General features: G+C 61.5%; 18 protein-coding genes. 10 read left to right on the top strand and 8 right to left on the bottom strand.

Annotated features, from left to right (window positions below):
• Positions 1-62 precede the first annotated feature (62 nt).
• Entirely contained in the window at positions 63-1,907 is a 1,845-nt protein-coding gene (locus AC07TV_RS22515) for a phosphoenolpyruvate carboxykinase (GTP) (protein WP_494650627.1), read from the bottom strand.
• Between the two features lie 246 nt (positions 1,908-2,153).
• Here AC07TV_RS22515 and AC07TV_RS22510 point away from each other — a divergent pair, with 246 nt between their 5' ends.
• Both AC07TV_RS22510 and pbpG read left to right on the top strand, forming a co-directional pair.
• Positions 2,154-4,433 carry an NADP-dependent malic enzyme gene (locus AC07TV_RS22510; RefSeq protein ID WP_494650626.1) on the top strand — a complete coding sequence of 760 codons (2,280 nt, stop codon included), beginning with the start codon at positions 2,154-2,156 and terminating at the stop codon, positions 4,431-4,433.
• 104 nt (positions 4,434-4,537) lie between these two features.
• On the top strand, positions 4,538-5,605 hold the full coding sequence (gene pbpG / locus AC07TV_RS22505; RefSeq protein ID WP_494650625.1) for a D-alanyl-D-alanine endopeptidase: 1,068 nt from the start codon (positions 4,538-4,540) through the stop codon (positions 5,603-5,605).
• Positions 5,606-5,644: 39 nt separating this feature from the next.
• Here pbpG and AC07TV_RS22500 read toward each other — a convergent pair whose 3' ends face one another.
• Positions 5,645-6,439: an IclR family transcriptional regulator gene (locus AC07TV_RS22500; protein WP_494650642.1), complete on the bottom strand. Its 795-nt coding sequence runs from the start codon at positions 6,437-6,439 to the stop codon at positions 5,645-5,647.
• Between the two features lie 64 nt (positions 6,440-6,503).
• Here AC07TV_RS22500 and AC07TV_RS22495 point away from each other — a divergent pair, with 64 nt between their 5' ends.
• From AC07TV_RS22495 to AC07TV_RS22475, 5 genes are read left to right on the top strand one after another with little or no spacing between them, the layout of a single operon-like run.
• A complete protein-coding gene (locus AC07TV_RS22495) occupies positions 6,504-7,235 on the top strand; it encodes a (Fe-S)-binding protein (RefSeq protein ID WP_494650623.1) in 732 nt (243 codons plus the stop codon).
• The gene (locus AC07TV_RS22490) at positions 7,235-8,674 is read left to right on the top strand and encodes a lactate utilization protein B (RefSeq protein ID WP_494650622.1); all 1,440 of its coding nucleotides are present in this window, start codon (positions 7,235-7,237) and stop codon (positions 8,672-8,674) included. Before AC07TV_RS22495 ends, AC07TV_RS22490 begins: the two co-directional genes overlap by 1 nt.
• Before the next feature lie 2 nt (positions 8,675-8,676).
• Complete coding sequence (locus tag AC07TV_RS22485) at positions 8,677-9,375, top strand: aldehyde dehydrogenase family protein (protein WP_494650620.1); 699 nt, start codon at positions 8,677-8,679, stop codon at positions 9,373-9,375.
• Positions 9,375-10,331 carry a D-2-hydroxyacid dehydrogenase gene (locus AC07TV_RS22480; protein WP_494650618.1) on the top strand — a complete coding sequence of 319 codons (957 nt, stop codon included), beginning with the start codon at positions 9,375-9,377 and terminating at the stop codon, positions 10,329-10,331. The genes AC07TV_RS22485 and AC07TV_RS22480 overlap by 1 nt, the downstream gene beginning before the upstream one ends.
• Positions 10,328-10,975, top strand: coding sequence for a LutC/YkgG family protein (locus tag AC07TV_RS22475; protein ID WP_494650617.1), 648 nt, complete (start codon positions 10,328-10,330; stop codon positions 10,973-10,975). The genes AC07TV_RS22480 and AC07TV_RS22475 overlap by 4 nt, the downstream gene beginning before the upstream one ends.
• A 40-nt stretch (positions 10,976-11,015) precedes the next feature.
• Here the strand turns inward: AC07TV_RS22475 and AC07TV_RS22470 are convergent, their stop codons facing one another.
• Positions 11,016-13,526 carry a sensor domain-containing protein gene (locus AC07TV_RS22470; RefSeq protein ID WP_494650616.1) on the bottom strand — a complete coding sequence of 837 codons (2,511 nt, stop codon included), beginning with the start codon at positions 13,524-13,526 and terminating at the stop codon, positions 11,016-11,018.
• Positions 13,527-13,808: 282 nt separating this feature from the next.
• Here AC07TV_RS22470 and AC07TV_RS22465 point away from each other — a divergent pair, with 282 nt between their 5' ends.
• Positions 13,809-14,024: an RNA-binding S4 domain-containing protein gene (locus tag AC07TV_RS22465; protein ID WP_494650614.1), complete on the top strand. Its 216-nt coding sequence runs from the start codon at positions 13,809-13,811 to the stop codon at positions 14,022-14,024.
• 7 nt (positions 14,025-14,031) lie between these two features.
• On the opposite strand, the gene AC07TV_RS22460 is transcribed toward AC07TV_RS22465, so the two are convergent.
• Genes AC07TV_RS22460 through AC07TV_RS22450 form a run of 3 tightly spaced genes read right to left on the bottom strand, consistent with a single transcriptional unit; the run spans position 14,032 to position 16,286 of the window.
• Complete coding sequence (locus tag AC07TV_RS22460; RefSeq protein WP_494650613.1) at positions 14,032-14,589, bottom strand: 1-acyl-sn-glycerol-3-phosphate acyltransferase; 558 nt, start codon at positions 14,587-14,589, stop codon at positions 14,032-14,034.
• A gap of 12 nt (positions 14,590-14,601) precedes the next feature.
• Complete coding sequence (locus tag AC07TV_RS22455) at positions 14,602-15,246, bottom strand: DUF47 domain-containing protein (RefSeq protein ID WP_494650612.1); 645 nt, start codon at positions 15,244-15,246, stop codon at positions 14,602-14,604.
• Positions 15,243-16,286 (bottom strand): inorganic phosphate transporter, encoded by a 1,044-nt coding sequence (locus AC07TV_RS22450; protein ID WP_494650610.1) that lies wholly within the window; start codon positions 16,284-16,286, stop codon positions 15,243-15,245. Before AC07TV_RS22450 ends, AC07TV_RS22455 begins: the two co-directional genes overlap by 4 nt.
• Positions 16,287-16,457: 171 nt before the next feature.
• Here AC07TV_RS22450 and AC07TV_RS22445 point away from each other — a divergent pair, with 171 nt between their 5' ends.
• Positions 16,458-17,324, top strand: a complete 867-nt coding sequence (locus AC07TV_RS22445) for an alpha/beta hydrolase (RefSeq protein WP_494650608.1) — start codon at positions 16,458-16,460, stop codon at positions 17,322-17,324.
• Between the two features lie 58 nt (positions 17,325-17,382).
• Here the strand turns inward: AC07TV_RS22445 and ccoG are convergent, their stop codons facing one another.
• Complete coding sequence (gene ccoG / locus AC07TV_RS22440) at positions 17,383-18,798, bottom strand: cytochrome c oxidase accessory protein CcoG (RefSeq protein WP_494650606.1); 1,416 nt, start codon at positions 18,796-18,798, stop codon at positions 17,383-17,385.
• A 328-nt stretch (positions 18,799-19,126) separates the two neighbouring features.
• Between ccoG and AC07TV_RS22435 the strand changes: the two genes are divergently transcribed.
• Entirely contained in the window at positions 19,127-20,446 is a 1,320-nt protein-coding gene (locus AC07TV_RS22435) for a sigma-54 interaction domain-containing protein (protein ID WP_494650604.1), read from the top strand.
• Positions 20,447-20,612: 166 nt separating this feature from the next.
• Here the strand turns inward: AC07TV_RS22435 and AC07TV_RS22430 are convergent.
• Positions 20,613-20,908, bottom strand: a 296-nt coding sequence (locus tag AC07TV_RS22430) for a hypothetical protein (protein ID WP_494650603.1), incomplete at its 5' end; no start/stop codon positions are given.

Below are 20,908 nucleotides of genomic sequence, written 5' to 3'. Positions count from 1 at the left end.
AAACAGAACGGCCACCGGGTTTGGCGAACCCCGGTGGCCGTTCATCAAAGCTCAAGCCTTGATCAGGCAGCGCTCTTGAACAGTGCCATTTCGAACAGTTCGCGCTTCAGCGTGAATTCGCGCGGGAGCTTTTCGCCCATCTTGTCGAACCACTCCTTGTGGCCGGCCAGTTCGGATTTCCAGGCATCGGCGTCAATGTTGGTCAGGCCTTCGAATTCAACCTTGGTGATGTCCAGACCGGTCCAGTCGATATCTTCGAACTTCGGCATCCAGCCCAGCGCGGTTTCCTTGGCGGCAACCTTGCCCTTGCAGCGTTGAACAATCCACTTCAGGACGCGCATGTTGTCGCCGAAGCCCGGCCACATGAATTCGCCCTTTTCGTTCATGCGGAACCAGTTTACGCAGAAGATCTTCGGGGCGGCATCGACGGTCTTGCCCATCTTCAGCCAGTGGTTGAAGTAGTCGCCCATGTGGTAACCGCAGAACGGCAGCATGGCGAACGGGTCGCGACGGACAACGCCCTGCTGGCCGAAGGCGGCAGCGGTGGTTTCGGAACCGAGCGTGGCAGCCATGTAGACGCCGTAGTTCCAGTTGAAGGCTTCATAGACCAGCGGCACGGTGGTAGCCCGACGGCCGCCGAAGATGAAGGCAGAAATTGGTACACCAGCCGGGTCTTCCCAAGCGGCATCAACGGACGGGCACTGGCTGGCCGGCGCCGTGAAGCGCGAGTTGGCGTGGGCGGCCTTCTTGCCGGCCTTGCCGTCTTCCGGCGTCCAGTCGTTGCCCTGCCAGTCGATCAAGTGGGCAGGCGCTTCCTTGGTCAGGCCTTCCCACCACACGTCGCCGTCGTCGGTCAGCGCGACGTTGGTGAAAATGATGTTTTCCTTCAACGTAGCCAGCGCGTTGAAGTTGGTCTTTTCCGAGGTGCCCGGGGCGACGCCGAAGAAGCCGGCTTCCGGGTTGATGGCGTAGAAGCGGGTGGTGCCATCCTTGTCGACGCGCGGCTTGATCCAGGCGATGTCGTCGCCGATGGTGGTGATCTTCCAGCCATCGAGTGTCTTCGGCGGAATCAGCATGGCGAAGTTGGTCTTGCCGCAGGCCGACGGGAAAGCGGCAGCAACGTAAGACTTCTCACCTTCCGGCGATTCAACGCCAAGGATAAGCATGTGTTCGGCCAGCCAGCCCTGATCGCGCGCCATGTTGGAGGCGATGCGCAGGGCGAAACACTTTTTGCCAAGCAGGGCGTTGCCGCCGTAGCCGGAACCGTAGGACCAGATTTCGCGGGTTTCCGGGTAGTGCACGATGTACTTGACGGTCGGGTTGCACGGCCACTTGGCATCTTGCTGGCCCGGCTCGAGCGGGGCGCCGACGGTGTGGATGCAGGGGACGAACTCGCCGTCGCTGCCGAGCACGTCGAAGACGGCCTTACCCATGCGGGTCATCGTGCGCATGTTGGTGACGACGTAGGCAGAGTCGGTGATTTCAAAACCGATATGGGCGATCGGCGAACCGAGCGGGCCCATGCTGAACGGGATCACATACATCGTGCGCCCCTTCATGCAACCCTTGAAGATACCGTTGAGCTTTTCGCGCATGACGGCGGGCTCTTCCCAGTTGTTCGTCGGGCCGGCGTCTTCCTTCTTTTCGGAGCAGATGTAGGTGCGATCTTCGACACGGGCTACGTCGGAGGGGTCCGAGAATGCGAGAAAGGAATTCGGGCGCTTGGCTTCGTTCAGCTTGATGAAGGTGCCGGCCTCTACCATTTCAGCGCACAGGCGGTCATACTCTTCCTGCGACCCGTCAGCCCAGTGGATACGGTCCGGCTGGGTCAGGGCGGCAATTTCGGCGACCCATTTTTTCAGGCCTTCGTGTTTGACGTAATCGGGTGCATTCAGCGGTGCGGTCATGGCGGTGTCTCTCTCCAAGTGACTGATATTAGATAAGTTTCACGCCAGTCGCCGGGAGCTGCTGCCAAGACTTCGAGCGGCGCTGAGGCCGTCGGCTGGGAAGCCCGTAATTATGCATCAAAGTAGGGTAAACATCCACTTGACTTAACTGGGCTACGTGATTTCCACGGGTGAAAGCGCTGGTGTTGCATGGTATTATGTTCCGCGATTTGAAATTGCATTTCACAATACAAAATGGAGACAATCATGGATTCTCGGCAACTACGTGAAGCAGCGCTCTACTATCACCGCGAGCCCAAGCCGGGCAAGATCTCGGTCACCCCGATCAAACAACTCACCAATCAGTACGATCTGTCGATGGCCTACTCGCCCGGCGTGGCCTTCGCTTGCGAGGAAATCGTCGCTGATCCGCGCGAAGCCAGCACGCTGACTTCGCGGGCTAATCTGGTCGGCGTCATCACCAACGGCACGGCCGTTCTCGGCCTCGGCGCCATTGGCCCGCTCGCTGCCAAACCGGTCATGGAAGGCAAGGGTGTCCTGTTCAAGAAGTTTGCCAACATCGACGTCTTCGATATCGAAATCGAAGAGCGCGACCCGGACAAGCTGATCGACACCATTGCCTCGCTCGAGCCGACTTTTGGCGGTATCAATCTGGAGGACATCAAGGCTCCCGAGTGCTTCTATATCGAGAAGAAGCTGCGCGAGCGCATGAAGATTCCCGTTTTTCATGACGACCAGCACGGTACGGCCATTGTCGTCGGTGCCGCCATCCTCAATGGCTTGCACCTGATCGGCAAGGATCTGTCCAAGGTCAAGATCGTCACCTCCGGGGCCGGTGCTGCCGCTCTGGCCTGTCTCGACCTGCTGGTCATGCTCGGCGCACCGCCCAGCAATATCTGGGTGACCGATATCAAGGGTCTGGTCTATGAAGGCCGGATCGAGGAAATGGACGAAATCAAGGCTCGCTACGCCAAGGTGACCGACGCCCGGACGTTGGGTGAAGTGATCGCCGATGCCGATGTCTTCCTCGGCTTGTCGGCCGGCGGCGTCCTGAAACCGGAAATGGTCGCCAAGATGGCAGCCAATCCGTTGATCATGGCGCTGGCCAACCCGACGCCGGAAATTAGCCCGGAACTGGTCAAGAGCGTTCGTAGCGACGCCATTATTTGCACGGGCCGTTCTGACTATCCGAACCAGGTCAACAACGTCCTGTGCTTCCCCTTCATTTTCCGTGGCGCGCTTGATGTCGGGGCGACGACGATTACCGAGGAAATGAAGATGGCGGCCGTCAAGGCCATCGCCGAACTGGCCCGTGCCGAGCAATCGGAGGTGGCAGCCCGCGCCTACGGTGAAAAGGTCGCCAGTTTTGGCCCGGAATACCTGATTCCGAATCCGTTCGATCCGCGCCTGATCGTCAAGATTGCCCCGGCCGTCGCCAAGGCCGGTATGGATTCAGGGGTCGCGACCCGGCCGATCAAGGACTGGGACGCCTACATCCAGGGCTTGAACGAATTTGTTTACCACTCCGGCATGATCATGAAGCCGGTTTTCTCGCAGGCCAAGATGGCGCCGAAACGCATCGTCTTTGCCGAGGGCGAGGATGAGCGCGTGCTGCGTGCGGTGCAGGTGATTCGCGATGAAGGCATCGCCAGCCCCATCCTGATCGGGCGGACCAGCGAAATCAATCGCAGCATCGAGGCGGCGGGTTTGCGCATCCGTGAGGGAGAGGATTTCGAGGTTATCCACGGCGATAACTGCGCCTTCTTCGACGAGCACTTCGAGGAATTCGCGACCACTTATCACCGCCTGATGGAACGCAAGGGCGTCTCGCCCGAGTTTGCTCGCAGGGAAATCCGTCGTCGCGCCACGCTGTACGGTTCGTTGATGGTCCACCTCGGCTACGCCGACGGGCTGATTTGCGGCACCTTCGGCCGCCATGAAACCCACCGTGACTACGTCGAAAGCGTCATCGGCAAGCAGCAAGGGGTGGATCGCTGCTACGCAATGAATCTGCTGATGTTGCCCGGCCGCACGGTGTTCATTGGTGACACCTATGTCAATTACGACCCGACAGCCGAGCAGCTCGCCGACATGACCCTGCTTGCCGCCCAGGAAATCCGCAATTTCGGTATTCAGCCGAAGGTGGCGCTGCTCTCGCACTCGACCTTTGGCACCGAAAATACCCCGACCTCGCTGAAAATGCGCGAAGTGCTGGCCATCCTTAATCGGCGGGCACCGGATCTCGAGGTCGAAGGTGAAATGCACGGCGACGCCGCGCTCGATGAACGCATCCGTCAGAGCGCCTTTCCAAACTCCCGTCTCAAGGGGCAGGCCAACCTGCTGGTCATGCCGACGCTGGACGCTGCCAATATTTCGTTCAATCTGCTGAAAGTGGCGGCCGGTGACAATCTGACCATTGGCCCCATCCTTCTTGGTGCGGCCAAGCCAGTCAATATCCTGACGCCGACGGCGACTGTGCGACGGATTGTCAATATGACGGCGCTGACGGTGGTTGATGCCGTGTAAATACGTTTGTTAAGTTGTTGTTGTATCTATCTATTTTTATTGATATTTCACGGCCTCCTGCTAAACTGGAGTAGAATTTGCGCGATGTTGGCAGGAGGAAGTGAATGAAGCATAGATTGAAGGCGGCCTTGTTGGCCGCAGCCTTGCTGGGGCTTGGAGTCCAAACGTCGCTGTCTGCAGCGCCAGCCAAGAAGGCAGAGCAACAGACGGCCAATAAAGGTCACGTGGCGGCAGCCAAGAAGGCGCCAGCGCTTGCCAAATCGGCTGCGGCAAAGCCCCAGCGGAAAGTCGCCGGCAAGGCCGTTGCGGGCAAGACGACGTCTGCCAGAGCCGCACACAAAAACCGCATTGCCCATGAATCGCCAAGAAAGCACGTGCGCCATGCTGCGCTGGCCGATATGGACACCGGACGTCTGGCGCTCTACTCGGCCTCGGCGCTGGTCATCGACCAAAGCAACGGCCAGGTGATGTTGGAAAAGCAGCCGGACATGGTGGTGCCGATTGCCTCAATTTCCAAACTCATGACGGCGATGGTGGTTCTCGATGCCAAGCTTGATCTGCAGGAAGTCATCGCCATTGGCGACGACGATGTGGATGGCCTCAAGGGCACGCGTTCCCGCTTGCCGGTCGGCACGACGATGACGCGTGAAGCAGCCATGCTGCTGGCGCTGATGTCCTCGGAAAACCGCGCCGCGCATGCGCTGGGCCGGCACTATCCGGGCGGCATGCATGCCTTTGTCCAGGCGATGAACAAGAAGGCACACGCCTTGGGCATGTACAACAGCCGTTTCGAAGAGCCGACGGGGCTTTCCAGCAACAACGTGTCGACGGCGCATGATCTGGCCCGCATGGTCGCTGCGGCGGCGCGCTATCCGGAAATCCGCAATTTTTCGACGACGGCGGAAGCCAAGGTCGAGTTGAACGGGCGCATCCGCGACTTCCACAATACCAACGCGCTGGTGCGCAGTGACAACTGGGAAATCGGGGTTTCGAAGACCGGCTATATTTCCGAGGCGGGCCGTTGTCTGGTTATGCAAGCCAGAGTGGCAGACCGCCCGGTAGTTATTGTCCTGCTCGATTCTCAGGGCAAGATGACGCGAGTCGGCGATGCAAACCGGATCAAGCGCTGGATGGAAAGTGCCAGTCTGGCGGTGGAGCGTCGTCGGGTGTGATTGCCTGACTTCCCTGCCAAAGGCCGCCGCGTGCGGCCTTTATTTTTTCGGGCCGGTGTAGCCGAGGGTTTGCGAGACGGCGTCTGCCGTCTGCTTGACCAGGCGAGCCCAGTCGGGATCGTGGCGGTCGGCCGGCGCGGAAACCGAAAGCGCGGCCACGACATTGCCTTCATCGTCATGGATCGGAGCGGCGACGCATTTGAGGCCAAGTTCGGCTTCTTCGTCGTCGTAGGCGACGCCGTGCCGGCGCACCTTGTCGAGTTCCTTTTCCAGGGCGACAAGGGTGGTCAGCGAATGCGGGGTCTTGCCTGGCAGGCCGGTGCGTTTGGCGTATTCGCGAACTTTCTGGGCGCTCTCGGTGGCCAGGAAGAGCTTGCCGAGCGAGGTCAGGTGCAGCGGTGCGCGGCCACCGACGAGGTAGACCACGCGGACCAGTGCGCGGCCCGACGAAGTACGCTCGAGATAGACGATTTCGTCTTCGTGACGAGCGCCGAGATTGATCGCTTCGCCGATTTTTTCATGCAGTTCCTGCATGAAAGGCAGGGCGACTTCGCGCATGTTGATGCGCGATTTGACGATGCCGCCGAGTTCCAGCAGGCGGATGCCGAGACGATAGGTGCCGGCATCCTGACGTTCGACAAAGCGCGCGGCGGTCATTGCGGCCAGAATTCGGTGCGCTGTCGACGGATGAAGTTCGGTGGCCTGGGCCAGTTGTTTCAGGCTCGCCGAGTCCGGGGACGCGGCGAGGGCATCGAGCAGCGACATCATGCGCTCGATGACCTGGATGGTGCCTGGCGTTTTGGCCGGCCCGCTGGCAGCTTCAGACAACTGGATTCCTTTATTGGTGTGCTTTGAGTAGCATTAGCCACTTCGTTTTCTTGTGCGCCGCAATATTAGCATGCGCTTAGCCCTCTACGTTACCTGTCTGGTTGACCTGATGCGCCCCTCGGTCGGCTTTGCTGCGTTGCGTCTGCTCGAAGCAACGGGCGCCGAGGTTTTCGTGCCGGAGGGCCAGACTTGCTGCGGTCAACCGGCCTGGAGTGCAGGAAATCGTCCGCTTGCCGTCGATCTGGCGAAAAAGGTGATTGCCGAGCTGGAGGCTTACGATTACGTGGTCATTCCGTCCGGTTCCTGCGCTGACCAGATCCGCAATGTCTATCCGCAACTCTTTGTCGATGATCCGCAATGGGGCCCAAGGGCACGGGCGCTGGCTGGCCGGGCTTTCGAACTGACGAGCTTTCTGGCCGATGTGATGAAGACCGATTTCGTCGCACCCGACTTCGCCGGCAGTGTCACCTACCACGACTCCTGCAAGGGCCTGCGCGGCCTGGGCATCAAGCGCCAGCCGCGCGAATTGCTGCGCAAGGTGCGCGGCCTGAGCCTCAAGGAAATGACGGACTGCGAAGAATGCTGCGGCTTTGGTGGCGCGTTTTCGGTCAAGTTTGGCGAGGTGTCGACGCAGATTGTCGACCGCAAGTGCGACGCGATAGCGGCGGCAGCGACTGAGGCGGTGGTCGGTGGCGACCTCGGCTGCCTGATCAATATCGAAGGCCGTTTGCGCCGGCGTGGCGACGAAACGACGCGCGTTCTGCACATCGCCGAAGTGCTGGCCGGCGGGGGCGAAGGCTGATGGTCGCCCATCGTTCGCAAGCCATGCATTTCCACGCCCGGGCCGGGGAGAAGGTGCGGAATGCCGTGCTGCAACGCGCTTTGCAGAAGGCCAAGCCCTTGTTTGTCGGCAAGCGGGCCAAGGGCATTGCTTCGCTGGCCGAGGACGGCCTTGATTTCGCGTTGCTACGGTCAACCGGAAAAAACATCCGAAATCGAACACTCGCCGATCTTGATGTCTGGCTTGAGCTTTTCGAGGAACGGGCCACTGCGACCGGTGCCGAAGTGCTGTGGGCGCGCGATGGTGCCGAGGTCAGCCGGCTGGTCGTCGACATCGCCCGCCGCCATGGCGTGAGCAAGGCGGTCAAGTCGAAATCCATGCTCTCCGAGGAGGCACAACTCAACGAAGCACTGGCCGCGGCCGGCATCCGCCCAGTCGAGACCGACCTTGGCGAATACATCGTCCAACTGGCTGGCGAGACGCCATCGCACATCATCGCGCCCGCCGTGCATAAAACCATCGGCGAAGTCGAAGCCTTGTTTGCCAAAGAACATGGACGGCCGCTCGAAACACGCACCTCGGCGGATATACCAGCCATGGCGCAAGAAGCCCGTGCAGTGCTGCGCCAGCATTTCCTGAGCGCCGAGATGGGCATTTCCGGCGCCAATTTCCTGATCGCCGAAACCGGCAGTGCGGCGCTCGTCACCAACGAAGGCAATGGCCGGATGGTGACGACGCTGCCGAAAGTCCATGTCGTGATCACCGGCATCGAAAAAATCGTCCCGACGCTCGAAGATTTTGCGACGCTCATGCGCCTGCTGCCGCGCTCGGCCACCGGCCAGTCGATTTCCAATTACGTTTCACTGCTCACCGGCACGAAGCGCGACGGCGACCACGACGGCCCGGAAAAGACCGTCTTCATCCTCGTCGATAACGGTCGGGCCAATCTGCTCGGCTCCGACTATCAGGACATGCTGCGTTGCATCCGCTGCGGCGCCTGCATGAACCATTGCCCGGTCTATTTCTCGCTCGGCGGCCATGCCTACGGCTGGGTCTATCCCGGCCCCATGGGCTCGGTGCTGACGCCGCTGTTTACGGGCATCGAGAACGCCCTCGACCTGCCGCACGCCTCCACCGGATGTAACCAGTGCGGCGCCGTCTGCCCCGTCGAAATTCCGCTGCCGGCGCTCATGCATCGCCTGTGCGAGGAGCAGAACGAGCGCGGTCTGCGCCCGTGGTCCGAGCGGCTGGCGCTCAAGGTCTGGGCCTGGGTGGCCGGCAAGCCAGTGCTCTATCGCTGGTTGGCTCGGCGTGCCGCCCGCTACCTCAACTGGCTGGCCGACGGCAGCGGCCGCATCCGCATTTTTGGCTTGGTGCCGGAGTGGACCGCAGGACGCGATCTGCCGGTATCCTCCGGCCGGACATTTCACGAACTTTACTCAGCAAGAAAGAAGCCCTGAACATGGAATTTTCAGCCGAAGGCCCGAAAGCCATCCCCCTGTGGATCAACGGTCACGCCTTTTTGACCGTGACCGACGCCTTTTTTGACGTGACCAACCCGGCCACCGGCGAGGCCGTTCGCCGCGTCCCGCTGTGCGGAGCGAGCGAGGCGGCCGAGGCCGTCGGCGCCGCCCAGGTGGCCCAGTCCGCCTGGGCGATGATGGGTATGCCGGCGCGGCGTGTCTGCCTGGCTAGCCTGGGCGATGCGCTCGACAACTACAGCGGGCACTTTGCCAAATTGCTGATGCAGGATTGCGGTTTCGACGAAGCGCGGGCCACCGCCGAAGTCGGCGAAGCGGTCGCCGCCCTGCATGGCGCTTCGGTCGGCGAAACCGGGGTGTTCGGCTTGGTTCTCGATGCCTCGCGGCCCTTGGCCAGCCTGGCCGAAGTCATCGCGCCAGCCCTGATGGCCGGGGCGACCGTCGTCGTCAAGCCAAGTCTGAAAGCGCCGTCGGCCACCTACGCCCTGTGCGAACTCTCGGGACGTGCCGAGTGGCCGGCCGGCGTGCTCAATCTCATGCAGGGCGACACGGCGGCCATCGAAGGCATGTGCGCCGCCGGCATTGATCGGCTCGTTTATGCCGGCCATGCCGCGCTCGGCGTCCAGGTCGGCGCCATTGCCGAAACGGCCGGTATCCCGTTCGAGATGAAAGCTGCCTGATGTTGCGCATCGTCCAGCTCGAAGGCGAATCGCTGATCGCCGAGGTTCGGCGGCCGGCCTTCGCCCACGACTGGGTCGAGCATGCCAAAACGGCACCGGGGCAGGTCATCGAGCGCCTGGCCGGGGCGACGATTGCCATCACCAACAAAGTGGCCATCGATGCCGCCGCCGTCGCCGCGCTGCCCGATCTCAAGATGATCGCCGTCTCGGCGACCGGTACCAACAACGTCGATCTCGACGCCTGCCGGGCGCGCGGCATTGTCGTTTCGAACATTCGCGGCTATGCCGTGCATACCGTGCCCGAGCACGTCATGGCCCTGCTCCTGGCCCTCTCGCGCAACCTTGTGGCCTGGCGCGAAACCCTGCTGGCCGGCGGCTGGCAACGGGCCGAGCAGTTTTGCCTGTTCGATCATCCGATCCGCGACCTGCACGGTGCGACACTCGGCCTGATCGGCAGCGGCACGCTGGGCAAGGGTGTGGCGCGGCTGGCCGAGGCCTTCGGCATGCGCGTGTTGCGCGCCGAGCACAAGGGTGTGGCGATTGTTCGCCCCGGCTACACGGCGTTCGCCGAAGTGCTGGCCGAAGCAGACGCGATCAGCCTGCATTGCCCGCTGACGGCGGAAACACTCAACCTGATCGGCGAGGCCGAACTGCGCGCCATGAAGCCATCGGCCCTGTTGATCAACACGGCACGCGGCGGCATCGTCGATGAACTGGCGCTGATCCGCGCCCTCAAGGAAGGCTGGATTGCCGGCGCCGGATTCGATGCGATAACCGTCGAACCGCCGCCGGCCGATCACCCGATGGTCGATCCGGCTCTGCTCGCCCTGCCCAATTTTCTGCTCACGCCGCACGTTGCCTGGTCCAGCCGGCCGGCCATGCAAACGCTGGCCGATCAGCTCATCGACAACATCGAAGCCTTCGTCGCCGGGGCGCCGAAGAACCGCGTGGCATGAGCGCCCGGGACGACATCCTCGGGCGCGTCCGGCGCGGTGTCGGCAAGGACGATTTTGCCGGGCGCCGGGCGGCGGCCGTCGCGTCGTTGACAACAGTGGAACGCGGGCCGCAGCCGGTCATCAACGCCGATCTGGTCGGCCGCTTTCAGGCCAAGGCCGAATACCTGTCGAGTACGGTTGCCGCTGTTGCCACTCTGGCCGAGGTGCCGTCCGCTGTGGCGGCTTATCTTGCAGCAAACGGGCTGGCCGGCGAGGCGGTGGCAACAGCAGACGTCGGCGGGCTGGACTGGGCGGACAGCGGCCTGTCCGTCGCCGCCCGTCCTGCGGTCGACGCCGATAAAACCGGCATTTCCGGCTGCTTCTGCGCCATTGCCGAAACCGGCACGCTGATGCTGCTCTCCGGCCCGCAAACGCCGGCCACGGTCAGCCTGCTGCCGGAAACACACATCGCGCTGGTCGATGTTTCGCGTATCGTGGCAACCATGGAAGACGCCTTCGTGCTCCTCCGTACCGAACGTGGCAGCCTGCCGCGCGCCGTCAATTTCATATCCGGGCCCTCGCGCACCGGCGACATCGAACAAACCATCGTCCTTGGCGCCCACGGGCCGTGCCGGGTCCATCTGATCCTGATTGGCCGGGTCTAGCTCACCGGGGAAAAAGCCGCGGCGCGGGCCGCGTCGGTTGTCAGGCGGGGCAGTTTTCTTCGATCGATGGGGATTGTTCAGGCGACGACCACAGGTCGATGGTCCCCAGATCATTCATCGGCGGATTGTTGCGGATGAACCTTTCGGCTTGATCGGCCGGTAGCGGTTTGCTGATCAGGTAGCCCTGGATTTTCTCGCAGCCGATGCTGAGCAGGAATTTCAGTTGCGCCTCGGTTTCGACACCCTCGGCGACGACTTCCAGGCCCAGCTTGTGGGCGAGCAGCACGGTGACGTCGCAGATGTCGGCATCGTTGGGGTCGGATTCGATGTCCTTGACGAAGGAGCGGTCGATCTTCAGCGTGTGGATCGGCAGCAGTTTGAGATAGGCCAGCGACGAATAACCCGTGCCGAAATCGTCGATCGACAGCGTCAATCCGCTGCTGCTCAGGGTTTTCATGACGCTGATCGATTCGTCCGGCGAAGCCATCGACATCGATTCGGTCACTTCCAGATCGAGCAGACCGGCACTCAGGCCGTTGCTCGCCAGCAGTTCGTGGATGCGGGCCGGCAGGGTCTTATCGAGAAACTGGCCGGTACTCAGGTTGATCGACATGCGGATATGGGTGATGCCCCTTGTCTGCCACGCCTTGAGCTGGCGGCAGGCTTCCTCGAGCACCCAGTCGCCGATGGCCGAGATCATGCCGCTGTCTTCGGCAATCGGGATGAAGTCGGCCGGCGAGACCAGACCGCGGGTGGGATGCTGCCAGCGGATCAGCGCCTCGACGCCGACGATGGTGCCGCTGCGCAGGTCGAGCTGGGGCTGGTAGTAGAGCAAAAACTCGCCGCGGGCGATGGCCAGACGCAAGTCCGATTCGAGGTTCATGCGCTCGGTCGTTGCGATGTTCATTTCTTCGGTGAAGAACTGGTAATTGCCGCGTCCCTTGGCTTTGGCGTGATACATCGCAACGTCGGCATTTTTCAACAGGTCGCCGATTTCCGTGCCGTCTCCCGGGTACACGCAGATGCCGATGCTCGGCGAGGTGCGCAGCTCCTGACCGTTGATCAGGTAGGGGGCGGAAATCTCTCGGGTGATCTTGTCGGCCAGGTGGGCAGCGTCGGCAGGCGAGCCGATGCCGGGCAAGGCAACAACGAATTCGTCGCCGCCCAGGCGGGCCACGATGTCGCTCTCGCGGACCGCCGCCGAGAGGCGCTGGGCGACCTGGATCAGCAGTTCATCGCCGGCCTGGTGGCCGAGGGTGTCGTTGATCGTCTTGAAGCGATCAAGGTCGATCAGCATCAGGGCCAACTGCATGTGATTGCGTTTGCAGAAAGCGATGGCCTGGCCGAGTTTTTCGTGCAGGCTGAAACGGTTGGCCAGGTTGGTCAGCGTGTCGTGATGGGCGAGATGGCGGATGCGCTCCTGCGTCGCTTTGAGTTCCGAAATGTCGATGAAACTGCCGATGTGATTGCGAATCTGCCCGTCAGCATCGCGGACCAGCGAGATCGACAGCCATTTGGGATAGGCCTCGCCCGATTTTCGGCGGTCCCACAACTCGCCCTGCCAGGAACCATGCCGATCCAGGCTGGCCCACATGTCGGAGAACACCTCGGGCGAGGTAATGCCGGCCGAAAGGATGCGCGGATCCTTGCCCATCACTTCATCCGGCAGGTAGCCGGTGAGCCTCCTGAAGGCCGGGTTGACGGCGATGATCCGATTGCCGGCATCGGTCACCATGATCGCTTCGTTGCTGTTCGAGAAAACCATCGCCATCAGCTGGAGGTGCGCCTCGGTCCGCTTGCGCTCCGAAATATCCTGCACCGTGCCTTCGTAGCAGATGAATTCGCCCTTGGTGCCGAGCACGGCGTGGGCATTTTCGGAAATCCAGATGCGCGATCCATCGCGCCGGTAAACCTCGGACTCGAAGTTCAGGACCTCGCCATCCCTTTCGATCAAGGTCAGAAAGTCCACCCGGCGATCAGGCAGGACATAGAGCAGGCGTTCGATATCGGCCAGATCGGCCATCAGCGTCTGCGGACTGTCGTAGCCATAAAGCCTGGCCAGCGCGGGGTTGGCAGCAAGGTAGCGGCCATCGCGAGTGGACTGGAAGATGCCTTCCGAGGCGTGTTCGAAGATGTTGCGATAGCGCAACTCGGCTGCCTCAAGCGCCTCGAGCGTCATTCTTCGCGCCGTAATGTCCTCGATGAAGCCTTCCAGTACAGCTTCGCCCTGCTCGTCGCGGATCGCCACACCACGCTCGACCACCCACTTGATTTGCCCCGACTTGCTGACGATCCGGTACTGGACGGCAAAGCGCCGGCCGCTGCGCATGGCGTCTTCGATGCAATCGCGGACGCGCCTGCGGTCTTCCGGGTGGGTGATCTCCTCCCAAGAGACCCCGGTCTTGCCGAGAATTTCCGAAGAGGCATAGCCGCATAGCTCATGGCATCCGTCGCTGACGAAAACCATTGTCCAGCCAGCGTCGTGCAGACAGCGGTAGGCCATACCCTCAAGGTTCTTGACCAGCGTATCGAGGACTCTGGAGTGATTCAATCGCGAGGGGGTGACGCCGCTGTGATTTTGGCGTTTGGGACGAAAGTGCACGGCAATGGCTGAAGTCGAGTGAATAGATCCTGGTATCAGCAATTAACATACCCACCCCAAAACGACGTTTTATGACGTCGGGGCGCCTTGTTGGTGCCTTTTATGACGCGGCGCACCGCGATGAGGCGTATCCCTTCCCGGCGGGATGCAAAATGGCGATGGATATACAATGAGCGCCTTCGACAAGCCAAGCCATCCGCTCACTTGTCCCCGTTACCGACAGGAATACCCATGAGCATCACCTTTGCCATTCGCGGCGAATACATCCAGCTCGACCAACTGCTCAAGGCCACCGGCCTGTGCGAATCCGGCGGCGCGGCACATGCCGCCATCGCCGAAGGGCGTGTCAAGGTCGATGCCACGGTCGACACGAGAAAACGGGCAAAAATGAAACCCGGCCAGGTCGTCAGTTTTGCCGGTGAAGAAGTGGTGCTCGTCGCCGAATAGTCGGCAGCTAGTCGAGCCAGCGGATCGGCGCGGCGAGTTCGGGATGTTTGCCGACGCGGCCCTCGTAGTGGGCGGCAATGGCGGCGATGTCGGTGGCGGGGTCGCCGGTCATGGTGAGGTAGGCGAGGATGCCGGCCTGGCGGCGCGAGTAGTCGACGAAGGCGAGGGCGACGGGCACTTTGGCGCCGAGGGCGATGCGGTAGAAGCCGCTTTTCCAGCCCGGGGTCAGGCTGCGCGTGCCTTCCGGGGCGATGACCAGGAGAAATTCGGGTTGCGCGGCGAATTGGGCGACCATGTCGGCGACGAAGCCGTTGCGCACGTTGCGCTTGATCGGGATGCCGCCCAGTCGGCGGAATATCCAGTCCAGCGGCCCGCAAAACAGCGATTCCTTGGCCACCCAGCGGGCGTCAAGGCCGAGGGCGAGTTTGGTGAACAGGGCGATGACGCCGTCCCAGTTGGAGGTGTGCGGGTAGCCGACGAGGACGGCGCGGGCCGGGCGCGCCGGCGGTTCGATGACGGTCCAGCCGAATAGTTTGAGCAGGTTGCGGGAAAGCGTTTTCAGCATGGGCAGTCGAGGTCAGCACATTTTGACGACGATGTCGTGCAGGGTATTGGCGCAGTTGGCCATGCGGTCGGCGGCGTTGGACAGGTGGCGGTAGATTTCGCGGCGTTTGAACATGTGGATGTAGTCGTCGCCGACGAAGAGTTCGGCGATGGCCCGGCGGTAGTTTTTCTCGACGCGGCGTTCGGCCTTGCGCGCGGCGTCGGCATCGGCGGCTGCGGCGGCGGGTTCCTTGGCGAGCCGGGCGTAGCCCTGGGCCAGCGCGTCGGTGCCGAGCTTGATGTGCATGGCCATTTCGAGGCAGTGCTTGTCGGGCGCGAGGCCGAGGACTTCCATTTCGCTGACCGTGGTCTTGCAGTAATTGACGATCTCGTCGAGGTCGATGATGGCGCGGTAGAGGTCTTCGCGGTCGATCGGCGTCGAGAAGGCTTCATTCAGGGTGTGCAGGTTGCGGATCTTGACGCGGTCGGCTTCGTGCTCGTCCTGGCGGATGAGCTGGCCGACGTTCTGGTCACCGGTTTCCATGAATTCGACGAGGCGGCCGGCGGTGACGCCGACGTGCTGGCATTGCTCGGTGAGCAGGGTGAAGAAGTCGGGCATTTTGGGAAAAACGCGGTCGAACAGGCGACGGAAGACCGAGGGGCTGTTTTCTTCGCTCATGGCGTGCCTCCAAGAAATAGATGAACCAGGGCGTAGGCCTGGATGGCGACGATGGCGGCGCCGGGAATGGTGATCAGCCAGGTCATCGCGATGTCCTTGGCCTTGGCCCAGCGCACGGCGCGCGGGCGTTCCGAGGCGCCGATACCCATGATCGAGGTGGCGACGACGTGGGTGGTGGAGACCGGGGCCCCGCCAATGGAGGCGGCCATGATGACGGCGGCCGAGGTGAGTTGCGAGCCGAGGGCGTGGATGGGACGGACGCGGTAGATGGCGAAGCCGAGCGTGCGGACGATGCGCCAGCCGCCGGACATGATGCCGAGCGTAATGGAAGTGGCGCAGGCGAGCATGACCCAGAAGGGGACTTCGAAGCTCGGGATGAAGCCGCCGAGGAGCAGGACGAGGGTCAGGATACCCATGCTTTTCTGCGCGTCGTTGGCGCCGTGCGAGAAAGCCAGGCCGGCGGCGGTAACGTATTGCAGGCCGCGCAGCCGGGCATTGGCGGCCGGGTTGGCGGCGACCAGCAGGCCGGTCAGTAGCCTGTGGACCAGAAAGCCGACCCAGAAGCCGATCAATGGCGAGAGGACGAGCGCGGCGAGGACCTTGACGATGCCGGTCAGGTGGCCGTCGGCCAGTTCGGCAAAGCCCCAGACGACGTGGGCGGGGCCGACGGCGACGACAACGGCGCCGATCAGTCCGCCAACCAGGGCGTGTGATGACGAGGAGGGGATGCCGAAATACCAGGTGCCGAGATTCCAGACAATGGCGCCGATCAGCCCGCAGAGCAGGATGGACAATGAAAGCACCGGCGCCACGCCATCGAGGGCGACGAATTTGCCGATGGTATTGGCGACTGCCGTGCCACCGAGGAGGGGGCCGAGGAACTCGAAGATACCGACGATGAGTACTGCCTGGGCCGGCGTCATGGCGCGCGAGGCGATGACGGTGGCGACGATGTTGGCGGCGTCGTGGAAGCCGTTGGTGTAGTCGAATACCAGAACGATGACGACAGTGACGACGGCGAGCAGGAACAAGGTGTCCATAGGCGCTGGGCCATCGGTCGTGGCCCGGTCTCCGATTCGTTATATGTAGTTTGAGGCGAGTATATCGCCGCCAACGGCCGATGCCACGGTCAACCGGATAAAATGGCCAAAATCAGAATGCCGAGAAATTGACGCCATGAGTCCCCCCGGATTTTTTGTTGTTTCGCCGCCATGCCGCTGAGCAGTGGACTCCCCTGGTTATGGGGCGTTCCTTTGCTGGCCGGCAGTATCGGCGGTCTGAATTATTTTATCCGGCGCGGTTTGGCGGCGCCGCGCGTGGTCGAGGGCGGCTGGCCAGCGGATTTGCCCTGGCATGAGGTGACGGTGCCGACGGTCAATGACAAAAATCTCCATGGCTGGTTTTTGTCCGCCGGCGACGGGCGGCCCGCCCTGGTCGTCATGCACGGCTGGGGTGGCAATGCCGCGATGATGTTGCCGCTGGCCGCGCCATTGCATGCTGGGGGGTATTCTCTGCTGCTGGTCGATGCCCGTTGCCACGGCCGGAGCGATGACGACAGTTTTGCGTCGCTGCCGCGCTTTGCCGAAGATATCGAAGCTGCGTTGTGCTGGTTGGCCGCGCGGCCCGAGGTCGATCCACTGGCCCTCGGGGTGATCGGGCATTCGGTGGGGGCGGGGGCGGCGCTGCTCGCTGCTTCGCGCCAGCCGGCCATCCGCGCCGTGATCAGTCTGGCCGCCTTTGCCCATCCGGCGGCGATGATGCGGCGCTGGCTGGCCGGCATGCACATTCCGCTCTGGCCGCTCGGTGCTTACATTCTGGCTTATGTGCAACGGGTCATCGGCTATCGCTTCGACGACATCGCTCCGTGCAACACCATTGCCAGGCTTCGTTGCCCGACACTGATCGTGCATGGCCTGGAGGACGATACCGTTCCGGTGGCCGAGGCCCGACAGATCTATGCGGCACGAACCAGCGAGGCGGTGGAGCTGCTGCTGGTATCCGGCAGTCACGATGATTACGGCGACCTCAAGCAACAGGTTGGCTTGCTGAGCGAGTTTCTGGATCGGGCTTTCCGGTAATTCATGGACGAAAAAAAGCGGGAGATGCGCTCCCGCTTTGTCCCGATCTGCCTGAAAACTATCTGGGCAGCAGGAAGGCTGCTTTTTCGCGAACCTTGATGTCCGGGTTGTCGAGCGCGACGATCTCGAAGTGAATCGGGTTCGAGCCCGTCTTGCCGGCATCGGGCGGTACGGCGACGATGGTGTTGAACGATTGCAGCGTGGCCGGCGGGACGTCGACTTCGACGTCGCCGGTGATTTCGGCACCTGGCAAACCGTCGACCGTGACCTTGTAACGATGCGGCTGTTCCTCGGTATTCATGATCTGCAGCATGTAAACGTTCTCGATCCGGCCGTCATCGGCTTCGCGGGCGAGCGTCGAGCGGTCGCGAATGATGTCCACCTTGAGCGGGATACGGGTGGTCAGGAACCAGATGGCCAGCCCGGTGATGACGATCAGGATGAAGGTGTAGAGCAGGATGCGCGGGCGGATGATGTGGGCGAGGATTTGTTGCTTGCCCAGATGTTGCGCCATGGCGTTTTCGGTCGAGTAGCGGACCAGTCCGCGCGGCAGGCCGACCTTGTCCATGACCTGGTCGCAGACATCGATACAGGCGGCGCAGCCGATGCACTCGTATTGCAGGCCCTTGCGGATGTCGATGCCGGTCGGGCAGACCTGGACGCACTGGTTGCAGTCGACGCAGTCACCCAGCTTGGGGGCGTCGGGGGGCGCGTTTTTCTTGCGGATGCCGCGCGGCTCGCCACGTTCTTCATCGTAGGTGATGATCATCGTGTCCGGGTCGAACATCACACTCTGGAAGCGGGCATACGGGCACATGTGCTTGCACACCTGCTCGCGCATGAAGCCGGCCATCAGAATCGTGAAGCCGCCGTAGAAGAAGATCCAGAACGTTTCCCAGGGGCCGAGTTGGCCGGTCAGGACGTTGTTGATCAGTTCCTGGACAGGGGTGAAGTAGCCGACCAGCGTAAAGCCGGTCCATAGGCCAACGATGCCCCAGAGCAGGTGTTTGGTCGCCTTGATGCGGAACTTGCGCGCATCCATCGGGGCCTTGTCGAGCTTGATCCGCGCATTGCGGTCACCTTCGACCCAGTTTTCGATCCACATGAAGATCTGCGTGTAGACCGTTTGCGGACAGGCGTAGCCGCAGAACAGTCGCCCGGCGATGGCCGTGACGAGGAATAGCCCGTAAGCCGAAACGATCAGCAAGGCAGTCAGGTAGATGACGTCCTGCGGCCAGAAAACGACCCCGAAAATATAGAACTTGCGTTCGACCAGATGCAGAAGAATCGCTTGCCGGTCGTTCCAGGTCAGCCACAGGCCGCCATAAAAGATCACCTGGGTCAGGATGACCAGCGCAACACGCCAGTTGTCGAAATAGCCACGAACGCGTTTGGCGTAAATGACCTTGTGCTTTTCGTAGAAGGAAACCTTGGCTACTTTAGATTCTTCCGTATTTTCTTGGGGCTGATTCATTGACGTTTTCGTGGAGATGGAAAATAGGGTTGGAAACCGGTGCTACCGACAGCAACAAGCGACTGCGCAAAGCAAGCCTGCGGGGCGAGGGAAAATAGTCGCAGTCAGACCCATTGCTGCCAAGGTTGCCGCCCACCGCAATGTGTCGCAATGGCGCGGAGACCCAAGTATTACCGGTTTCCAAGGATACTTACTATCAAGATGCGTGCCTGCCTGTTTTTGGGGCCAAGTTGCTTAAAAATCATTTGCTTATATATCTCATTAAGGTGTGAGTTGGCAAATTGTGTCAATATTGACAGACGTGACTGACGAAATTGACGGGGGTGACATGGGCGAACATTCTTTGGGCGAGCTGATTTCTTTCCTCGACGGCTTGCCTGAGCCGCGCATCGTGATGAGCGCCGATTACCGGATTATTGCGGCCAACGCGGCCTATGTCCGCGATTTTGGCGGCGGTCGGCTGATCACTGGGCGGACCTGCTACGAGGTTTCACATCATTTCAACGTACCCTGCGATCAGGCTGGCGAGTCATGCCCGCTCCAGCAGAGTCAGAAATCGGGGTCGCCCCAGCGCGTCCTCCACCTGCACCATACGCCACGTGGCGAAGAGCATGTCGCCGTTGAAACCACGCCGATTCGTGATGAAAACGGACAGGTCGTCTATTTCGTCGAGACCATGCGCGTCGTTCGTCAGGCCAGCAGCCGTCCGGCAGCGCAAGGCCTGGTCGGTCGCTCGCCGGCCTTTGTCGGCATGCTGGAAAAGGTGTTGCGCGTCGCCAATTCGAACGCCGCCGTGTTGTTGCTCGGCGAAACCGGCACCGGAAAGGAGCTGGTTGCCCGCGCCATCCACGAAGCCAGCGCCCGGGAGGATGGCCCCTTTGTTGCGGTCGACTGCGCCGGGATGACCGAAACCCTGTTCGAGAGCGAACTCTTCGGTTACGAAAAAGGGGCTTTTACCGGCGCTACGCACCGCAAGCAGGGTCTGGTCGAAGCGGCGTCGGGGGGCACGCTGTTTCTCGATGAAATCGGCGAGTTGCCGCTGGTCCTGCAGGTCAAACTGCTGCGCCTGCTCGAAACCGGGACATATCGGCGGGTTGGCGGGCTGGATTGGCTGCCGGCCGATTTTCGGCTGGTGGCGGCGACGCACCGCGATCTCCGCGCCATGGTCCAGGCCGAAACCTTTCGCCGTGACCTGTATTTCCGCATTAACACCTTCCCGGTGCACACCCCGGCCCTGCACGAACGGCCGGCCGATATTCCCTTGCTGGCGGTTTCCCTGCTCGAACGAGTCGACCGCAAACCGGGCCGAAAATTCACGCCCGCGGCACTGACCTGGCTGAGTGGTCGGCGTTACAGCGGCAATATACGGGAGCTGCGTAACCTGATCGAACGCGCCACCTTGCTGGCTGACGGCGATCTGATCGACCTGCCCCATCTTGAAGAAATGGCAGAGGATTTGCCCTCGGCCTTGCTGGTCAATGACAATGCATTTCATGTCGACCAGATTGTTGAACTGGACACGTTGGAGCGGCGTTACCTGAACTGGGCCAGGGACCGCAATGGGCTCGATACCGTCGAGTTGGCCGCGCGTCTTGGGGTCAGTCAGCGCACCTTGTATCGCAAGCTGCAGGGTTTGAAAGGCAATTGAACCCTGCGCTTTCGCCAGCTGGTCGTGCTCCGGAAATTTCATTTTTTGGCCCAAATTCTGGTTGACCGTGGCAAGTTCCAGAAAAGTGTAAAGCGCCTTCCCGTGGTCGTTCGCGGAGGGAAAGCGCAGATACCGGCGAGGTTTGTAAAGGTCAATTGGGGCTGGTTTACCATTTCTTACAATCAGCCTGATGGCGCTCCCTATAATCGCGAATGGCTATTTCTTTGGTATTTTCCTGGGCGCCGGGGGGTAAGTTTGCACGGGCGTGAGGAATTACCGTTTTCCTGCTCAAATAAAAATACTGCTCATGAAAAAAATAACGCTTATCTCGCTTCTGGTTTCGGCTGTATTCCCTGCCTTCGCACAGGTTTCGCCAGCGCAGACAGCCACCCCTGCCACCCTGAAAGAAGTCGCCCAACGGGCCGTTCTCAACAGCCCGGAAGTCACCGCCAAATGGCACGC

It is taken from the genome of Azonexus sp. GW821-FHT04F04 (assembly GCF_059420025.1).
This window is presented reverse-complemented; position numbering and strand designations above follow the sequence as displayed.

What these genes read in the sequence shown, in the direction of transcription:
- AC07TV_RS22515 (WP_494650627.1), bottom strand. Translation starts at nt 1,907, where the DNA reads ATGACCGCACCGCTGAATGCACCCGATTACGTCAAACACGAAGGCCTG.
- AC07TV_RS22510 (WP_494650626.1), top strand. Translation starts at nt 2,154, where the DNA reads ATGGATTCTCGGCAACTACGTGAAGCAGCGCTCTACTATCACCGCGAG.
- pbpG (WP_494650625.1), top strand. Translation starts at nt 4,538, where the DNA reads ATGAAGCATAGATTGAAGGCGGCCTTGTTGGCCGCAGCCTTGCTGGGG.
- AC07TV_RS22495 (WP_494650623.1), top strand. Translation starts at nt 6,504, where the DNA reads ATGCGCTTAGCCCTCTACGTTACCTGTCTGGTTGACCTGATGCGCCCC.
- AC07TV_RS22490 (WP_494650622.1), top strand. Translation starts at nt 7,235, where the DNA reads ATGGTCGCCCATCGTTCGCAAGCCATGCATTTCCACGCCCGGGCCGGG.
- AC07TV_RS22485 (WP_494650620.1), top strand. Translation starts at nt 8,677, where the DNA reads ATGGAATTTTCAGCCGAAGGCCCGAAAGCCATCCCCCTGTGGATCAAC.
- AC07TV_RS22480 (WP_494650618.1), top strand. Translation starts at nt 9,375, where the DNA reads ATGTTGCGCATCGTCCAGCTCGAAGGCGAATCGCTGATCGCCGAGGTT.
- AC07TV_RS22475 (WP_494650617.1), top strand. Translation starts at nt 10,328, where the DNA reads ATGAGCGCCCGGGACGACATCCTCGGGCGCGTCCGGCGCGGTGTCGGC.
- AC07TV_RS22465 (WP_494650614.1), top strand. Translation starts at nt 13,809, where the DNA reads ATGAGCATCACCTTTGCCATTCGCGGCGAATACATCCAGCTCGACCAA.
- AC07TV_RS22460 (WP_494650613.1), bottom strand. Translation starts at nt 14,589, where the DNA reads ATGCTGAAAACGCTTTCCCGCAACCTGCTCAAACTATTCGGCTGGACC.
- AC07TV_RS22455 (WP_494650612.1), bottom strand. Translation starts at nt 15,246, where the DNA reads ATGAGCGAAGAAAACAGCCCCTCGGTCTTCCGTCGCCTGTTCGACCGC.
- AC07TV_RS22450 (WP_494650610.1), bottom strand. Translation starts at nt 16,286, where the DNA reads ATGGACACCTTGTTCCTGCTCGCCGTCGTCACTGTCGTCATCGTTCTG.
- AC07TV_RS22445 (WP_494650608.1), top strand. Translation starts at nt 16,458, where the DNA reads ATGCCGCTGAGCAGTGGACTCCCCTGGTTATGGGGCGTTCCTTTGCTG.
- ccoG (WP_494650606.1), bottom strand. Translation starts at nt 18,798, where the DNA reads ATGAATCAGCCCCAAGAAAATACGGAAGAATCTAAAGTAGCCAAGGTT.
- AC07TV_RS22435 (WP_494650604.1), top strand. Translation starts at nt 19,127, where the DNA reads ATGGGCGAACATTCTTTGGGCGAGCTGATTTCTTTCCTCGACGGCTTG.